The organism is Tardiphaga robiniae (assembly GCF_013359755.1).
In the GTDB taxonomy this organism is placed as follows: Bacteria; Pseudomonadota; Alphaproteobacteria; order Rhizobiales; family Xanthobacteraceae; genus Tardiphaga; species Tardiphaga robiniae.
Genome location: NZ_JABMCJ010000077.1, coordinates 147,265 through 162,195, shown reverse-complemented (window position 1 = coordinate 162,195; position 14,931 = coordinate 147,265). Strand labels below are relative to the sequence as shown.

Annotated in this window: 14 protein-coding genes; 4 read left to right on the top strand and 10 right to left on the bottom strand. The window is 60.7% G+C overall.

The genetic code is table 11. The features are described from left to right. Positions 1–3 precede the first annotated feature (3 nt). Positions 4–741: a class I SAM-dependent methyltransferase gene (locus HP556_RS09265; protein ID WP_175366737.1), complete on the bottom strand. Its 738-nt coding sequence runs from the start codon at positions 739–741 to the stop codon at positions 4–6. Between the two features lie 11 nt (positions 742–752). Next, complete coding sequence (locus HP556_RS09260; protein ID WP_210269130.1) at positions 753–2,204, bottom strand: glycosyltransferase; 1,452 nt, start codon at positions 2,202–2,204, stop codon at positions 753–755. A 416-nt stretch (positions 2,205–2,620) separates the two neighbouring features. Between HP556_RS09260 and HP556_RS09255 the strand changes: the two genes are divergently transcribed. Further along, entirely contained in the window at positions 2,621–3,778 is a 1,158-nt protein-coding gene (locus HP556_RS09255) for an AGE family epimerase/isomerase (protein ID WP_175366736.1), read from the top strand. Positions 3,779–3,791: 13 nt separating this feature from the next. Here the strand turns inward: HP556_RS09255 and HP556_RS09250 are convergent, their stop codons facing one another. Both HP556_RS09250 and HP556_RS09245 read right to left on the bottom strand, forming a co-directional pair. Next, a complete protein-coding gene (locus HP556_RS09250; protein ID WP_089268162.1) occupies positions 3,792–4,244 on the bottom strand; it encodes a GtrA family protein in 453 nt (150 codons plus the stop codon). 91 nt (positions 4,245–4,335) lie between these two features. Then, positions 4,336–5,565 carry a phenylacetate--CoA ligase family protein gene (locus tag HP556_RS09245; RefSeq protein ID WP_175366735.1) on the bottom strand — a complete coding sequence of 410 codons (1,230 nt, stop codon included), beginning with the start codon at positions 5,563–5,565 and terminating at the stop codon, positions 4,336–4,338. Between the two features lie 73 nt (positions 5,566–5,638). On the opposite strand from HP556_RS09245, the gene HP556_RS09240 reads away from it, so the two are divergent. Continuing rightward, positions 5,639–6,265: a TVP38/TMEM64 family protein gene (locus HP556_RS09240; RefSeq protein WP_175366734.1), complete on the top strand. Its 627-nt coding sequence runs from the start codon at positions 5,639–5,641 to the stop codon at positions 6,263–6,265. Here HP556_RS09240 and HP556_RS09235 read toward each other — a convergent pair. The 4 genes from HP556_RS09235 to HP556_RS09220 all read right to left on the bottom strand — a co-directional run bounded on the left by HP556_RS09235 (position 6,262) and on the right by HP556_RS09220 (position 10,574). Then, positions 6,262–7,101, bottom strand: coding sequence for an ATP-binding cassette domain-containing protein (locus HP556_RS09235; protein WP_175366733.1), 840 nt, complete (start codon positions 7,099–7,101; stop codon positions 6,262–6,264). The genes HP556_RS09240 and HP556_RS09235 overlap by 4 nt on opposite strands. Positions 7,102–7,265: 164 nt before the next feature. Beyond that, positions 7,266–8,546 carry an ABC transporter substrate-binding protein gene (locus HP556_RS09230; protein WP_175366732.1) on the bottom strand — a complete coding sequence of 427 codons (1,281 nt, stop codon included), beginning with the start codon at positions 8,544–8,546 and terminating at the stop codon, positions 7,266–7,268. A gap of 55 nt (positions 8,547–8,601) precedes the next feature. Next, complete coding sequence (locus tag HP556_RS09225; protein WP_175366731.1) at positions 8,602–9,675, bottom strand: branched-chain amino acid ABC transporter permease; 1,074 nt, start codon at positions 9,673–9,675, stop codon at positions 8,602–8,604. Positions 9,676–9,680: 5 nt separating this feature from the next. Beyond that, positions 9,681–10,574, bottom strand: a complete 894-nt coding sequence (locus tag HP556_RS09220) for a branched-chain amino acid ABC transporter permease (protein ID WP_089268124.1) — start codon at positions 10,572–10,574, stop codon at positions 9,681–9,683. Between the two features lie 77 nt (positions 10,575–10,651). Between HP556_RS09220 and HP556_RS09215 the strand changes: the two genes are divergently transcribed. After that, positions 10,652–11,059: an endonuclease domain-containing protein gene (locus tag HP556_RS09215; RefSeq protein ID WP_175366730.1), complete on the top strand. Its 408-nt coding sequence runs from the start codon at positions 10,652–10,654 to the stop codon at positions 11,057–11,059. A gap of 110 nt (positions 11,060–11,169) precedes the next feature. Here the strand turns inward: HP556_RS09215 and HP556_RS09210 are convergent, their stop codons facing one another. Both HP556_RS09210 and HP556_RS09205 read right to left on the bottom strand, forming a co-directional pair. Next, entirely contained in the window at positions 11,170–13,101 is a 1,932-nt protein-coding gene (locus HP556_RS09210) for a long-chain fatty acid--CoA ligase (protein ID WP_175366729.1), read from the bottom strand. Beyond that, complete coding sequence (locus HP556_RS09205; protein ID WP_093760123.1) at positions 13,098–13,919, bottom strand: ABC transporter ATP-binding protein; 822 nt, start codon at positions 13,917–13,919, stop codon at positions 13,098–13,100. Before HP556_RS09205 ends, HP556_RS09210 begins: the two co-directional genes overlap by 4 nt. Positions 13,920–14,146: 227 nt before the next feature. Here HP556_RS09205 and HP556_RS09200 point away from each other — a divergent pair, with 227 nt between their 5' ends. After that, positions 14,147–14,821 (top strand): Crp/Fnr family transcriptional regulator, encoded by a 675-nt coding sequence (locus HP556_RS09200; RefSeq protein ID WP_093760121.1) that lies wholly within the window; start codon positions 14,147–14,149, stop codon positions 14,819–14,821. Positions 14,822–14,931 lie beyond the last annotated feature (110 nt).

Here is a 14,931-nt window from a genome sequence, read left to right as displayed (position 1 = left end):
AGATCATCGTTTCTCGATCGAGATCAGAGCAAACAGGCCAAGCAGCCTGTCGAGGCCGGTCCATTTCTCGATCGTCCGGCACGCCGGGTAAAGCGGTGCTGGCAACAAAGATGGTCCGGTATACCCGCCCGAAATGAGATAGCTGGCCGGCATCAGGGGCGAGGTCTTTCTCAAAACAAGATCTGGAAACAGGCGGTCAAAGCGTTGCCTGTCGCGCTCGAACACAATCCAGGGCAGCGCTCCGTTGGCGTCCGAAAGCGGACCGGACGATTCGAAATCCCAGTCGGTCCTCGTATCCTCAAAAGGTTCGTGATGGAGTTTGCGGTAGATGAGGGTTGACCACGGCGTTTTCCATGGCTCGATCATGATCAAGCGGCCGCCCGATTTTAGTGACGTGGAAACGTTTGCAAGGAAACGTTGCGAGCGTGGCAGGTGGTGAAATGCGTTCACCATGACGACCGCGCGCAACGCCTTGCAATCCTCCGGTAAACTCTCGCACGCATCGAACACGCGCTGCACGCCGCGCACGGGCATGACATCCGACGTGATCAGGTCCGGAATATACTCGTTGAGAAATCCGGCGCCCGAACCAATCTCGAGCACCGGTCCCGAGATCGCGGGAAGTTCGGCTTCAATCGTCGCGTACCATTCCCGATATATCCTATTCAGAAACTTCTTTTTCTGCAGGGTTTCGATGCGTTGATTGGTGACTGCGGGATCGTCGAGATCGGCGGTCTTCACATTTTCACCCTCTATCGGAATTTGAATTTGCGCGCCGCGAGCAGAACCATCTTCAGAAGGATCACGCCGTGCCGCCATCTCGCAATATTGGTCTCGCCGTAAACACGCTCGTGATAGCGAATCGGCAAATCAATGATTTGCAAATTCTGCTTGGCTGCACCGAAAATCAGGTCGAAGTCGCCGAACGGGTCGAAGTCGCCGAAATACGATCTGCTGGCAACAATCTTCGCATACTGATCCCGATGCAGAACTTTCGTGCCGCAAAGAGTGTCCTGCAATTTCTGCCCCAGCACCCAGGAAATCGCGAGGCTGAACGCGCGATTGCCCAGCAAATTGAGCGGGCGCATGGCATTGCCTTCCATCGGATACACAAGACGCACACCGTTTATGAATTCGCCGGCGCCGCTGGACCATGCTCGCAGAAATTTGGGGAGATCTTCTGGCAGGACAGAAATGTCCGCGTCCAAGATCATCAGGATGTCGCCGCTGGCTTTGGCGAAGCCGAGTTCGACAGCGTTGCGCTTGCCCTTCTTGTCCTGCTTGTAAAGTGCAGAGGTGATGTCGGTGCGCGAGGAGAGTTCGCGCTGAATGACCTCGAACGTATCGTCCGTCGAATTACCTTCGACAAAAATGACTTCCGTCTCGCGGCCCATTTTTGGGATTCGCCGAAGCAGATCGGCGATATGTCCGGCCTCGTTTCTGGCTGGCACGATCACGCTGACCGTGAGTTCCGCCTCGGGGCGGAGCGTCCGTTTGCGCAGCACGTAAAAATTGGTCAATGCAAACAGCCGAAACGGCCACAGACGAACCAAATATCTGTTGAACAGCGTCGACAGGATCGGGATGTCCAGTGGCAACAGAATTTCCGGCGACGTGCTGACGCATTCAAAACCCGCAAGTCTTGCGATGTTTTGAATGTCGTGCGGCGAGAGCCAGTTCTGTCGCAACAGGGGTGTCGCCAGCCGAAACTTGCGGGCAAGCCAAAGCGGCCATTCCCAGATCTTGCTGTAGGAATTGATGATGACTCGGGTATCCGGCGAGATCTGTCCGGCAAGGTTACGAAGGGCGGCTTCGACATCCCAGAGATCGTCAACCAGATCAGACAGGATGACGTAGTCGATAGCCTCGTCGACTCTGAAGGAATGGGCGTCCTGGTTATGAAAGGTCACGCTCGGAAGGGTGGTCGCATTGACACGCTCAAGTCTCTCTTCCGAAAAATCGATTCCATAACCGCGTGACGGTTGTACGGCCGCAAGCAAATCTCCTGAGCCGCATCCGACTTCCAGAACACGGGCTCCCTGAGGAACCAGAAAGCGGTACAGATGGGCGAGTGTCCGTCGATAGGCGCGAGGCGCGGCGTTATTTCCACATTCAATGGTGGTTCTTGAACCCCAATGCCTTTTTCTCTCCGCAGTATAAACCTCCATGGGGGAAAGAGAGGACTCAGGTGCACGCTCGTTCATGAAAAACTGGTATCCAAAGTTGGCAATCGGGTTAGCTGCCTCCAATTAGTCTTTTTTGAAACACGATACTATCTGGAAACACCTAAACCGCATTTTTGAGCCATCTGCGGTTAGAGTTATTTGTCAACCTGGAGTTGTTATTTGTTGTATTTGCATCTAAAGGCGGTGCAGGCCGGGCGCGACCGTCGCCTACAACATAAAAGCATTTCACGCAGATAGATTCAAAGGCGGTCTTTGAGATAGATGGTTCCGTCTTGCTCGATCAGGGGAGTAAGCGTCCCGTTGAAGGTCCGCCTTCGCCTCTGCTGGCGGACGGTCTATGCTTAAACCATAAATCAGCTAGTTAATGCTTGACCGCGAGGTCATGCGAACGATCCCCGAGCCTTGCAGGCACCGCATCATTCTCAAGGACTGAAATGGCCGAGTCTGGCAACGCAGCAAATCCGGTAACCGGCCTCACCGACATAGTCCGGGCGCTAAAATTACATATGATCGAGGACGCGCTTTCTCTTTGGGCAGCAGAAGGCTGCGACCCGCGATCGGGTGGGTTCGTCGAGAGATTGAGTTCGGCAGGCGCCCCGGATCTTGCGGCGCCCCGCCGTGTCCGCGTGCAAGCCCGCCAGATCTATTGCTTCGCGAAGGCCGCACAACTTGGCTGGTATCCTGACGGCGCCGAGATTGCGCGTAAGGGTCTCGATTACATGCTGGCCAAAGCTAAGGCGCCGGATGGCAAGCCGGGCTTCGTGCATATTCTCGCGCCCGATGGTTCGGTGCTGAACCCGCTGCGTGACACTTATGATCACGCTTTCGTCCTGCTGGCGATGGCGACGGTCTATCAGCTGGATCGCGATGCAAAGGTGCGCGCCGAGATCGACGAATTGATGCAGTTCATCGATACGCAACTGCGCTCGCCAGACGGCGGTTATCTCGAGGGCGTGCCGGCTTCGATGCCGCGTCGGCAGAATCCGCAGATGCATCTTCTGGAAGCCTTCATCGCGGCCTTCGACGCGACCCATGATCAGGCGTTTCAGGCGCGGGCCGGCGATCTCTTCGGTCTGTTCACGTCGAACCTGTTCGATGCGAAAAAGGGCGTGCTCGGCGAGTATTTCGAACAGGACTGGTCGCGGATCGAACCGGTCAGCGTCGAGCCCGGCCATCAGGCCGAATGGGTCTGGCTGCTCAAGGGCTTTGAGCGCATCACCGGCTGTCCGACCGGCAAACAGCGTGCCGCGTTGCTCGAATCCGCGCTGCGCTATCGCGATGCCACCGGCTGTTTGGTGGACGAAGGCGACGCCCAGGGCAATATCGTCAAGGCGACACGGCGCTGCTGGCCGCAGACCGAGATCATCAAGGCCTTCGTCGCGCAGGCGGAGTCAGGCGTCGAGGGCGCGGCCGACGAGGCACGGGCGGCGCTGATGCGGCTCGACAAATATTATCTGCAGCATTCCGTCAAAGGCGGCTGGTACGATCAATTCGACGGTGAGGGACGCTCGCTGGTCGATACGATCCCGGCGTCATCCTTCTATCATATTCTATGTGCGGTTGCTGAAGCTGAACGGGTGCTCGGCGCCTGACTGCCTGTGCGATCTAGCGGATGGCTTCGTTCGGATCCGTCGGCTTGGTCCGGAACACCACGAAATGCGACATCGTGAAATTCACGATGAAGCTGACCAAAATGGCCAGAAGCTTGGCGGCATAGACCGGCATGAAGTGCGACAGCACCACCAGTGTGGTGGTGGTCGCGATCACGCCCAATACACCGGAGGCGACGAAGCTGAGATAATCTTTCCGGCGCAGCACGCGGCCGGATTCGGCGCGGAACGTGATCATGGTGTTCATCACGTAGGAACACGATACGGCCACCAGCCACGCTATGACATTGGCGGGCACCAGCGGCAGCTTCAGCACCTGATAGGCGAGGGTGAAGATGGCGAGATCGATGAGGGTGTTGCCGAGGCCAATCACGCCGAAGCTGATGATCTTCGACACCGTGGGGCGCGACAGCCAGGTCTCGACAATTTGTGGTAAAATCAGTCTCACGGCAGCAGGCATCCTCGATCTGGGCGGCTGCATAGCAGGATCGCCCGGGGAAGTCCGGCTTTTTATGATGCGCCGCGGCAGTCCTGCGCGGTCAGTTCCCGCGCTCGTCCGCGATGATCTTGCCGTCATTGGGCAGCGAGGCCGGCGCCACCAGCTCCACGGCCCCACCGAGCTTGCTGACGGCCCGGAGCGTGGCCGTGACGGCTTCCTGCAGCCCGGGGCTGTCCGGCGCCGCCGCTTCGGCTTTCAGCACCATGGCGTCATTTTCACCGTCTCTGGACACCACCAGCCGTAGCCGGCCGAGTTCCGGGTGACGCTTGCCGATTTCGGCGACCTGTTCGGGCCGCACGAACATGCCCTTGACCTTGGTGGCCTGGTCGGCCCGGCCCATCCAGCCCCGGATGCGCATATTGCTGCGACCGCAGGTGCTGGGGCCGGGCAGGGCGGCCGTCAGGTCGCCGAGTGCCAGCCGGATCCACGGGTGGTGTGGATCCAGTGATGTGACCACGATCTCGCCGACATCGCCCTCGGCCACGGGTTCACCGGTCCCGGGGGTCACGATTTCCAGGATCAGGTCCTCATTGACGATCAGGCCGTCCCGGGCGGTGCTCTCATAGGCGATGAAACCAAGATCAGCTGTGGCGAAGGCCTGATAGGCCTCGACACCGCGCGATGCGATCTCGGCCTGCAGCGAGGGTGGGAAGGCCGCGCCGGACACCATGGCGCGCTTGATGGATGACATGTCGCGCTGGGTAGCCTTGCCGGCATCGAGCAGAATCTTCAGGAAATCCGGCGTGCCGCTATAGGCTGATGGGCGATAAGCCTCGATCAATTCCAGCTGCTGCTCGACATTGCCGGGACCCGCAGGGATCACGGCGCAGCCGAGCGCCCGCGCAGCGCCGTCGAAGATGAAGCCGCCGGGGGTCAGGTGATAGCTAAAAGTATTCAGCACCACGTCGCCCGCGCGGAAACCTGCGGCATAGAGCGCCCGCGCGCCGCGCCAGGGATCAGCCTGTTTTGACTCCGGCTCGAAAATGGGCCCCGGCGAGGTGAACAACCGGCCGAACGAGCCGGTCGCGCCTGACACGAAGCCGCCGAACGGTGGGCTGGCCTTGTGCAGGGCCGGCAGGTCGGATTTGCGCAGCACCGGCAGGTGCGCCAGTGCCGCGCGGCTGACGATCGCAGCGGGATCGATGCCCTTGAGATGCTCCGCATAGGCGGGTGCCTGCATCGCGTGGCGCAGCACATCCGGCAGGCGCGAAAACAGATTGGCCTGGCGCTGCGACGGATCGCAATTCTCGAGTGTGTCGAAGTGGCGCATCTGGATGAATCCTGGTGGTTTGGCGTCGTCGCGATTATTCCGGTAGCCTGTCGCGCCGTGCTAGTGGGAAATCATGTCGTCAGAACGTATCGTCCAATGGCTCGAAAGCTTCGGCCAACTCGATCTTCCTGCTGCCGTTGTGCTGGCCGCATTGGTGGTTGCCTCTTCGTTTTTGCCGGTCCCGCGAACCTTCATCGTGCTCGGTGCCGGTGCTGCATTCGGCTTGCGCTCTCTCGTTGTCATTGTTCCAGTCGCCGCGGCTGCATCCGTTCTGGCCTTCATGCTGGCGCGCTCCGTTCTGCGCGGTTGGGTGGAACGGCAGACCGAGAAACGCGTGGCCTGGCGCCTCATTGCCCAGGCCGTCGATGACGAGGGCTGGCGCATCGTCGCACTGATGCGGTTCGGCGGACCATTGCCCAATTCGGTGCAAAATTATCTGTTCGGTTTGACAAATATCGGACTGCTCCCGTTCGCCCTGGTCACTTTCGTGTTCACGCTGCCGCAGATCGTGCTTTACGTGTATCTCGGTGCGTCCGGACGGGCGTTGTTGCTCGATGATGGACCAGTGCCGCTCAACCGTGTGCTGATTGCCATGGCCTTGGTCATTGTGCTCGTCATCCTGTTGCTGGTGTCGCGCCGCATTCGCGCGATCCTTGCGTGCAAGACCGGCGTCATGACGGCAGAGGCTGCCAGCAGCTAAAGCCATCGCTTGCGTCGCTTGAAGCTCTTCAGATTCTTGAAGCTCTTGCGCTGGTCGCCGGCGCCACCGAGATAGAACTCCTTCACGTCCTCATTGTCGCGGAGTTCGTCGGCGGTGCCGTCGAGCACGACCTTGCCCTGTTCCATGATGTAGCCATGGCTGGCGACGGAGAGCGCTGCACGGGCATTTTGTTCCACGAGTAGAATGGTGACGCCGAGATCGCGGTTGATCTTCTTGATGATCGCGAACACCTCTTTCACTAGCAGTGGCGACAGGCCCATGGAGGGTTCGTCCATCAGGATCATCTTCGGCCGCGCCATCAGCGCTCGCCCGATCGCCAGCATCTGCTGCTCGCCGCCGGAGAGATAGCCGGCGAGGCCGGTGCGCTCCTTCAGGCGCGGGAAATAATCGAACACCATGTCGATATCGGAGGCGATCTCGTTGTCGCGCCGGGTGAAGGCGCCGAGGCGGAGGTTTTCCAGTGAGGTCATGTCGGACACGATGCGGCGGCCTTCCATCACCTGGAAGATGCCGCGGCGGACGATCTTGTCGGGATCGATGCCGTCGATGCGTTCATTGTCGAACAGGATTTCGCCGCGCGTGACTTCGCCGTCTTCCGTTTTCAACAGACCGGAGATCGCCTTCAATGTGGTCGACTTGCCGGCACCATTGGCGCCGAGCAGCGCGACGATCGCGCCCTTCGGCACCTCCATGCTCAACCCGCGCAGCACCAGGATCACGTCGTCATAGACGACCTCGATGTTGCGGATGTCGAGGAGCGGGGAGGTGGCGGGGGCCACTGCAATCTTCGTCTCGGGCTGAAGTGTAGTTTGCACAGTTGTCACTCCGGTCGCTGTTCTTTTCCCTCCCCCTTGCGGGGAGGGTGGCCGGCCCACTTGGGCCGGTCGGGTGGGGGTGCCACAAGCGCCGTCGCTCGTGGCACCCCCACCCCTGACCCCTCCCCGCAAGGGGGAGGGGAACATCGGCGTCTTAGTTCAAACTACCACCCATGCCATTCCGGCTTGCGCGGCAGCTCCACGGTCTTCACCTTCTCCAGCTTGATCGTGCCCTTGGCCATCAGATCGTTCAGATCGCCATCGGTCGCGCCGGAGACCTTCGAGCGATACAGGTCGACCTTGGTGGTCGGGCGGTGATCCTTGTGGGTCCAGGTCGAGGGATTGCAGACGCCTTCCATGCCGGCCGGTACCCAGTCCTTCTTCTGGTAGAAGCCCTTGGCGACGTTCTCGCCGGTAGCGCCGCCGTTCTTCGCGGCCCAGTCGAGCGCTTCCTTCATGTAGAGCGAGGTGCAGACCGCGGCGATGTAGTGCACCGGGCGATAGATCTTGCCCGAAGGATCGGAGATCTTGGAAATCTCCTGCACCGTCTTCATGCCCGGCGCGTTGCCGCCCCAGCTCACCGCCGTGCGCAGCGGGAAGATCACGCCATCGGCAGCATCGCCTGCGGCCTTTGCCGCGTTCTCGTCCATGCCCCACACATTGCTCATGAACTGTACGTCGACGCCGGCAGCCTTGCAGGCCTTCATCACCGAGATGTTGGAAGCTGCGGTGTTGCCGAGATAAGCATAGTTCGCGCCGGCGCTCTTCAGGCTCAGGCACTGTGCGCTGTAGTCACCGGGCGCGAGTGCGAAGACCAGTGGCGGCAACACGTCAAAGCCGAGTTCGGCGGCGAGCGCTTCACCAGCCGCTTTAGGCGCGTTGGGGTAGGGATGATTGGCGCCCATATGGACATATTTCGGCTTGCCCGACTTGCCCTTGGACTTCCAGTCCTCCGCTGCCCAGGTCAGTTCGGCGCGTAGTGCGTCCGAATAGGACGGGCCGTAGAAGAAATTATACGGCGCGGGCTTCGCCTTGCCGCCGGCACCGGTCGGGTCGGTCAGCGCGGCCGAGTAGGAGCCCGAGATATCCGGGATCTTGTCCTGTGCGAGGAAGCCGGTGAGCGCCTCGGTATCTGCCGTGCCCCAGCCCATGATCGCCGCGACCTTGTCGGCGCCCGACCACTTCTTGTACAGGGCTATGGCGCGCGGCACCTGATAGCCATAGTCGTTGCTATCGAGATTGACCTGCTTGCCGCCGACGCCGCCATTCTTGTTGATCCAGGCATAGGTATCGACCACGCCCTGGCCGTAGGGCGTACCGACGTCGGAGGTGCCGCCGGAATAATCGGCGAGGTGGCCGACGGCGATCTGCGCCTGCGCACTGGCGGACGCACCCGCGATCAGAAGGGCAATGGACGCGGACGTTAGAAATGATTTCATCGTCATGAGCATTCTCCCGTTGGATTTTATATTTTGTCGTTTCGTCCAGTCCGTCCCGTTCTCAATGCGAGAACGGGTAGAGTTTCCAGTAGGTCTTGATCTGCCGCCAGCGATGCGCGAGCCCGTCGGGTTCGAACACCAGGAAGGCGATGATGATGAGGCCGATGGCGATCTCGCGCAGAAAGGTCAGATTGTTGTTGAGCGCCAGCGCTTTGTCGATGACGCCGCCCTTCAGCTCCATGCTGATCCATTCCATCGCTTCCGGCACCAGCACCACGAAGGCCGTGCCCATCAGCGTTCCCATGATGGAGCCGGTACCGCCGATGATGACCATTGCCAGGAACAGGATCGAGCGCTCGATGCCGAAACCCTCGTTGGAGACCACGAGCTGGTTATGCGCGTACAGCGCGCCGGCGATGCCGGCGAAGAACGCGGCGAGCCCGAAGGACAGCGTGCGATATTTGGTGAGATTGATGCCCATGATCTCGGCCGAGAGATAGTGATCACGCACAGCCACCAGCGCGCGGCCGTCGCGCGAGCGCATCAGGTTGGTAACCAGCAGATAGCTCGCCACCACATAGGCCAGCACCACATAGAAATACTGCCGGTCGCCGCGCAGCGTATGGTCGAAGATCGAGAACGCTTTGGCCGTCGCCGGCACCGAGCCGCCGCTGAACCAGTCGGCGCGGGAGAAGAAGTCGAGCAGAATGTATTGCGCGGCCAGCGTGGCGATCACGAGGTATAGCCCCTTCAACCGCGCCGCCGGCAGGCCGAAAATGAGTCCCACGATGGCCGTTACCACGCCGGCGATGGGAATCGAGAAAAACACCGGGATCGGATAGTTGTTGGAGATATAGGCCGAGGTGAAAGCGCCGAACAGGAAGAACGCGGCGTGGCCGATGGAAATCTGGCCGGTAAAGCCGACCAGGATGTTGAGCCCCAGCGCCGCGATGCCGTAGATGCCGATCATGATCAGCTGGCTGAGCCAGTATTCGCTGAGCAGTTGCGGCGCGAAACAGATCAGCACCACGCCGAGGATCGCCGCGTTGCGGCTGGTCTTGGTCGGGAAGATGGTGGTGTCGACCGCATAGGAACTGCGGAAATCGCCGGCCGGGATGAGGGAGGGACTGGCCATGATGCTTACACCCGCTCGATGTCTTTGGTGCCGAACAGGCCGTAAGGCTTGATCATCAGGATGATGATGAGCACGTAGAACGGCGCGACCTCATAGAGATTGCCCCAGTGCAGATATTCGCTGTCGATGAATTGCGCGAAGTTCTCCAGCAGCCCGATGATGATGCCGCCAACCACGGCGCCGCCGATGGAGTCGAGGCCGCCGAGAATAACCGCCGGAAACACCTTGATGCCGTAGATCGACAGGCCGGATGACACGCCGTTGACGACGGCGACGACGACGCCGGCGACCGCGGAGACCATGGCCGAGATCGCCCAGGCCATCGCGAATACGGTTTTGACGGAAATGCCCAGCGATTGCGCGACCTGCTGGTTGAACGCGGTGGCGCGCATCGCGAGGCCCCATTTTGAGACCTTGAAGAACCACGCCATGCCGATCATCATCGCGACGGAGACAACCAGGCTCATCACGTAGACGGTCTGGATCTGTAGGCTACCGATCGTCACCGACTGGCTGGTGAAGACACGCGGGAATGGCTGCGGGTTGACGCCATAGATCCATTTCAGTGCCGCCTGAAACACGGCGGACAGCGCGATGGTCACCATGATCACCGAGATGACCGGCTCGCCGACCAGCGGCCGCAGGATCACGACCTGGATCAGGATGCCGAAGGCGAACATGAACACCAGCGTCATCGGCATGCCCAGCCAGAACGGCACCTGGTATTTGGTCAGCAACGTCCAGCACACCCAGGCCCCGATCAGCAGCAATTCGCCCTGCGCGAAATTCACGACCTGCGTCGCCTTGTAGATCAGCACGAACGACATCGCGACCACGCCATAAAGCGTGCCCACCACGAGGCCGTTGACCAGAAGCTGGAGGAGGAACTGCGTGTTCATGCGATGGCCGGAGTGCTAACCTCTCCCCGCTTGCGGGGAGAGGTCGGCGCGCAGCGCCGGGTGAGGGGAGCTTCCACATGCGCAAGGCCAATGCGGTCAGAACCACACGTGCCAGAAGGCTGCGGCGAGATTCGACCGATGCCGAGAATGCGCTTTGGTATCGCCTTCGCGCACGTTCCTTGGACGGGCACAAGTTTGTGCGACAAGAGTCGATCGGCAACTACATCGTCGATATGATCTGCCGGGAGCGGCGTCTGATCGTTGAGGTGGATGGTGGGCAACACGCTGACAATGTGCGCGATGTTGCCCGTGACCAGTGGCTGGTCGAGCATCATTACCGGGTGCTCAGATTCTGGAACCATGATGTCTTGGACAATATCGAGGGTGTTGTCGAAGTCATTGCGACGGCGCTTGCGGAAGCTCCCCCTCACCCGGATCGCAAGAGCGATCCGACCTCTCCCCGCAAGCGGGGAGAGGTTAGCTAGAACCGAGACGCCGCAGTTTCTTAACCTCCCCCCGCTTGCGGGGAGAGGTCGGCAGGCGCGCGTTAGCGCGCGTGCCGGGTGAGGGGGGCTATCGGTAAAGCTCAGGTTCTTCATTCCGCCGCCTCCATGCGCGCGCCATCCCGCGCCATGTCCACCACGACCAATCGCGTGCGGATGCGCTGGGAGGTGCCGTCCTGGAAGCGGATGGTGGTGTCGACGGGGATATCCCGGGCGCCGCCATAGATGCCGTCGATGATATCGGCGTATTTCTCGTTGATGACGCTGCGGCGGACTTTTCGGGTGCGGGTCAGCTCGCCGTCGTCGGCGTCGAGCTCCTTGTACAGCAGCAGGAATTTGGCGATCCGCTGCGCAGGCGGCAGCGTGGCATTCACCGTCGCGACTTCCTTGCGGATCATCTCATAGACCTCCGGGCGAGACGACAGGTCCGTATAGGTCGTAAACGAGATGCGGTTCTTCTCGGCCCATTTCGAGATGATCGAGAAGCGGATGCAGATCATCGCCGCGAGTGCATCGCGGTTGTCGCCCAGCACCACGGTCTCGGCGATATAGGGCGAGAATTTCAGTTTGTTCTCGATATATTGCGGGGAGAAGCGCTCGCCGCGCGCGGTCTGTGCCAGATCCTTGATGCGGTCGATGACGACGAGCTGCTTGTTGTCGTTGAAATAGCCGGCATCGCCGGAGTGCATCCAGCCATCGCGCAGATCGGCGGCGGAAGCCTCGGGCGATTTGTAATAGCCAAGAAACATATTGGGATGCCTGACCACGATCTCGCCGACGCCTTGCACGTCGGGATCGCGGACTTCGATTTCGATGCCGCTGCCCATGGCGATGCCGGTGGTGTCGGGATCGACAGCGTCTGGCGGATGCAGCGTGAAGGCGCCGAGTGTTTCGGTCTGGCCATAGAGTGTGCGCAGCGGTACGCCCATGGCGCGGAAGAATTTGAATGTATCGGGGCCCAGTGCGGCGCCGCCGGTGGCGGCCGAGCGCAGCCGTGTGAAGCCGAGACGATCACGCAGGGCACGAAACAGCAGCGTATCGGCGACGGCCGAGCGCTTGCCTTGCGCAAGTGCGGACAGGCCCGACTTCATGCCGAGCTCATACAGGCTTTGCTTCAGCGGCGACGAATCCATCACCCGTGCGCGCACGTCAGCTGCGATACCTTCCCAGACCCGCGGGGCGAACAGCACGAAAGTAGGCGCGATCTCACGAAAATCGTTCATCATGGTGTCGGCTTGCTCGACGAAGTTGACCTTCATCCGGCTCAGGAGACCTTTGCCGAGCGCATAGACCTGTTCCATGATCCAGGGCAGCGGCAGCACCGAAACATATTCATCATCCGGTCCCTTCGGATCGAACGACAGATACACCGCGCAGTGGCCGAGCACGCGGCCCGCCGCGAGCATCGCCAGCTTGGGATTCGACGTGGTGCCCGACGTGGTGCAGAGGATCGCGACATCCTCGCCCTGCGTCGCATCGACCAGTTGATCGTAGAGGCCCGGCTCGCGCGCCGCACGGTCGCGGCCCATCTGGGCGAGCCTGTCGGCCTCCAACAGGCGCGGGTCGTCATATTTTCGCATGCCGCGCGGATCGCTGTAGACGATGTGCTTCAGCGCAGGGACTCGCTCGGCGAGGGTGAGCAGCTTGTCGACCTGTTCTTCATCCTCGGCGAACACGATCTTGGCTTCGCCGTAGTTGAGGAGATAGGCGGCTTCCTCATCCAGTACGTCGCGATAGAGACCGAGGCTCATACCACCGATGGCATGCGCGGCGATCTCGGCAGCGACCCAGTCCGGCCGGTTATCGCCGATAATGCCGATGACATCACCACGCGCGATGCCGAGCGCGACCATGCCGAGCGTGAAATCCTTCACCCGGGCATGGTAATCGTTCCAGGTGAACTCCCGCCACAGGCCGAAATCCTTCTCGCGCAGCGCGATCTCTTGGCCATGTTCTTTGGCGTTGAGGCGCAGCAGCTTCGGATAGGTATCTGCCTGTTTGACGCGTCCGGCATAGTCGATCATGCGGCACTCTCCGCAGCGATAGGCGCATGGTCGGGATCGACGAGGGCTTCGTCTTCTTCACCGAGATAGGCGCGCTTGACGTGCGGATCGGCGAGCACGGCAGCCGGATCGCCCTCGGCGATCTTGCGGCCGAAATCCAGCACCATCACGCGATGGGAGATATCCATCACGACGCCCATGTCGTGTTCGATCATCATCACCGTCATCCCGTATTCTTCATTGAGATCGACGATATAACGCGCCATGTCCTCCTTCTCCTCGAAGTTCATGCCGGCCATAGGCTCGTCGAGGAGGATGAGGTTGGGCTCCAGCGCCATCGCGCGGGCGAGTTCGACGCGTTTGCGCAGACCATAGGGAAGGGTGCCGGCGGTGGCCTTGCGCACGCTCTGCAGATCGAGGAAGTCGATGATCTCCTCGACCTTGCGGCGATGCTCGAGCTCTTCCTTGCGTGCGCCGGTCAGCCAGTACAGCGAGCCGGTGAGGAAGTTGTTCTTCAGGAGGTGATGGCGGCCGACCATGATGTTGTCGAGCACGCTCATATGATGAAACAGCGCGAGGTTCTGAAAGGTGCGGCCGATGCCGAGACCGGGGCGGGCATTCGGGTTGAGTCCGGTGATATCCTTGCCGTGATAGAACAGCTGGCCTTCGGTTGGGCGATAGCGGCCGGAGATGCAGTTGACGATGGAGGTCTTGCCCGCGCCGTTCGGCCCGATGATCGAGAACAGCTCGCCGTCATTGACAGCGAAACTCACATCGGTGAGCGCGCGAACGCCACCAAAGCGCAGTGACACCCCGCGCACGTCCAGAGCAACCGCCACTCAAATCCTCCCAGATACGGCGCTTGTCGCGCTCTTTATCCACGTTCCTCGGATGGTCCCGAGCCTATATCGCCCGGTCACGCTAAGCCATTCTACTAATGACCTTTCGCGGTGGTCTTCCCTACGTCAAATCGGTATCCTGAAATGTCTCGCGGCGGACAATCTGCCTGCCAATTTGTCGCGCGAGCGTTCTTTTGCGCTGCAACATTCGAAGTGAAGCGGACCCTATGATTGCTGCAGATCATCTCAAGCGCATCGCGGCCTGGGCGCGGGACCTGAACGAGAAGGAGATCGAGGTCGCGCGCGCCGGCATCGTCGAGAAGTCGTTCAAGGCGAATGAATTCGTCTGCATGCGCGGTGACCAGTTCGAATACTGGACCGGCGTGGTGAGCGGTCTGGCGAAGATCGGTACCATCTCGCGCAGCGGCAAGGAGGTCAGTATCACCGGCCTGACGGCCGGTGCGTGGTTCGGCGAGGGCAGCGTGCTGAAGAACGAGCCGCGCCGCTACGACATTGTCCCGCTACGCGACTCCAAGCTCGCATTCATGGAGCGCCCGGCATTTATGTGGCTGTTCGAGAACAGTGTCGGCTTCAACCGCTTCCTGGTTTCGCTGTTGAACGAACGGCTCGGTCAATTCATCGCACTGACTGAATATGGCCGCAGGCTCGACGCCACAGGACGCCTCGCGCGCTGCATTGCCTCGCTGTTCAACCCGATCCTCTATCGCGACGCGACCAGGCATCTGGACATCACCCAGGAAGAGCTCGGTGCCATCAGCGGCATTTCGCGGCAGAGGGCGAACCAGTGCCTGCAGACGCTGGAGAAGGAGGGTCTGCTGCGGCTCGAATATGGCGGCGTGACAGTGGTCGATCTCGAAAAGTTGGGTAGCTACGGCGACTAGGCCGTGGCTAGGACGCAGCGGTGGCGCGTTTCCTCTCCCCGCTTGCGGGGAGAGGGTGGCCGCGCGAAGCGCGGTCGGGTGAGGGGGACTCTCAGCGGGCTCGAAGCATG

Coding starts and splice junctions, on each gene's coding strand:
- HP556_RS09260 (WP_210269130.1), bottom strand. CDS start 2,204: ATGAACGAGCGTGCACCTGAGTCCTCTCTTTCCCCCATGGAGGTTTAT.
- HP556_RS09255 (WP_175366736.1), top strand. CDS start 2,621: ATGGCCGAGTCTGGCAACGCAGCAAATCCGGTAACCGGCCTCACCGAC.
- HP556_RS09245 (WP_175366735.1), bottom strand. CDS start 5,565: ATGCGCCACTTCGACACACTCGAGAATTGCGATCCGTCGCAGCGCCAG.
- HP556_RS09240 (WP_175366734.1), top strand. CDS start 5,639: ATGTCGTCAGAACGTATCGTCCAATGGCTCGAAAGCTTCGGCCAACTC.
- HP556_RS09230 (WP_175366732.1), bottom strand. CDS start 8,546: ATGACGATGAAATCATTTCTAACGTCCGCGTCCATTGCCCTTCTGATC.
- HP556_RS09225 (WP_175366731.1), bottom strand. CDS start 9,675: ATGGCCAGTCCCTCCCTCATCCCGGCCGGCGATTTCCGCAGTTCCTAT.
- HP556_RS09220 (WP_089268124.1), bottom strand. CDS start 10,574: ATGAACACGCAGTTCCTCCTCCAGCTTCTGGTCAACGGCCTCGTGGTG.
- HP556_RS09215 (WP_175366730.1), top strand. CDS start 10,652: ATGCGCAAGGCCAATGCGGTCAGAACCACACGTGCCAGAAGGCTGCGG.
- HP556_RS09210 (WP_175366729.1), bottom strand. CDS start 13,101: ATGATCGACTATGCCGGACGCGTCAAACAGGCAGATACCTATCCGAAG.
- HP556_RS09200 (WP_093760121.1), top strand. CDS start 14,147: ATGATTGCTGCAGATCATCTCAAGCGCATCGCGGCCTGGGCGCGGGAC.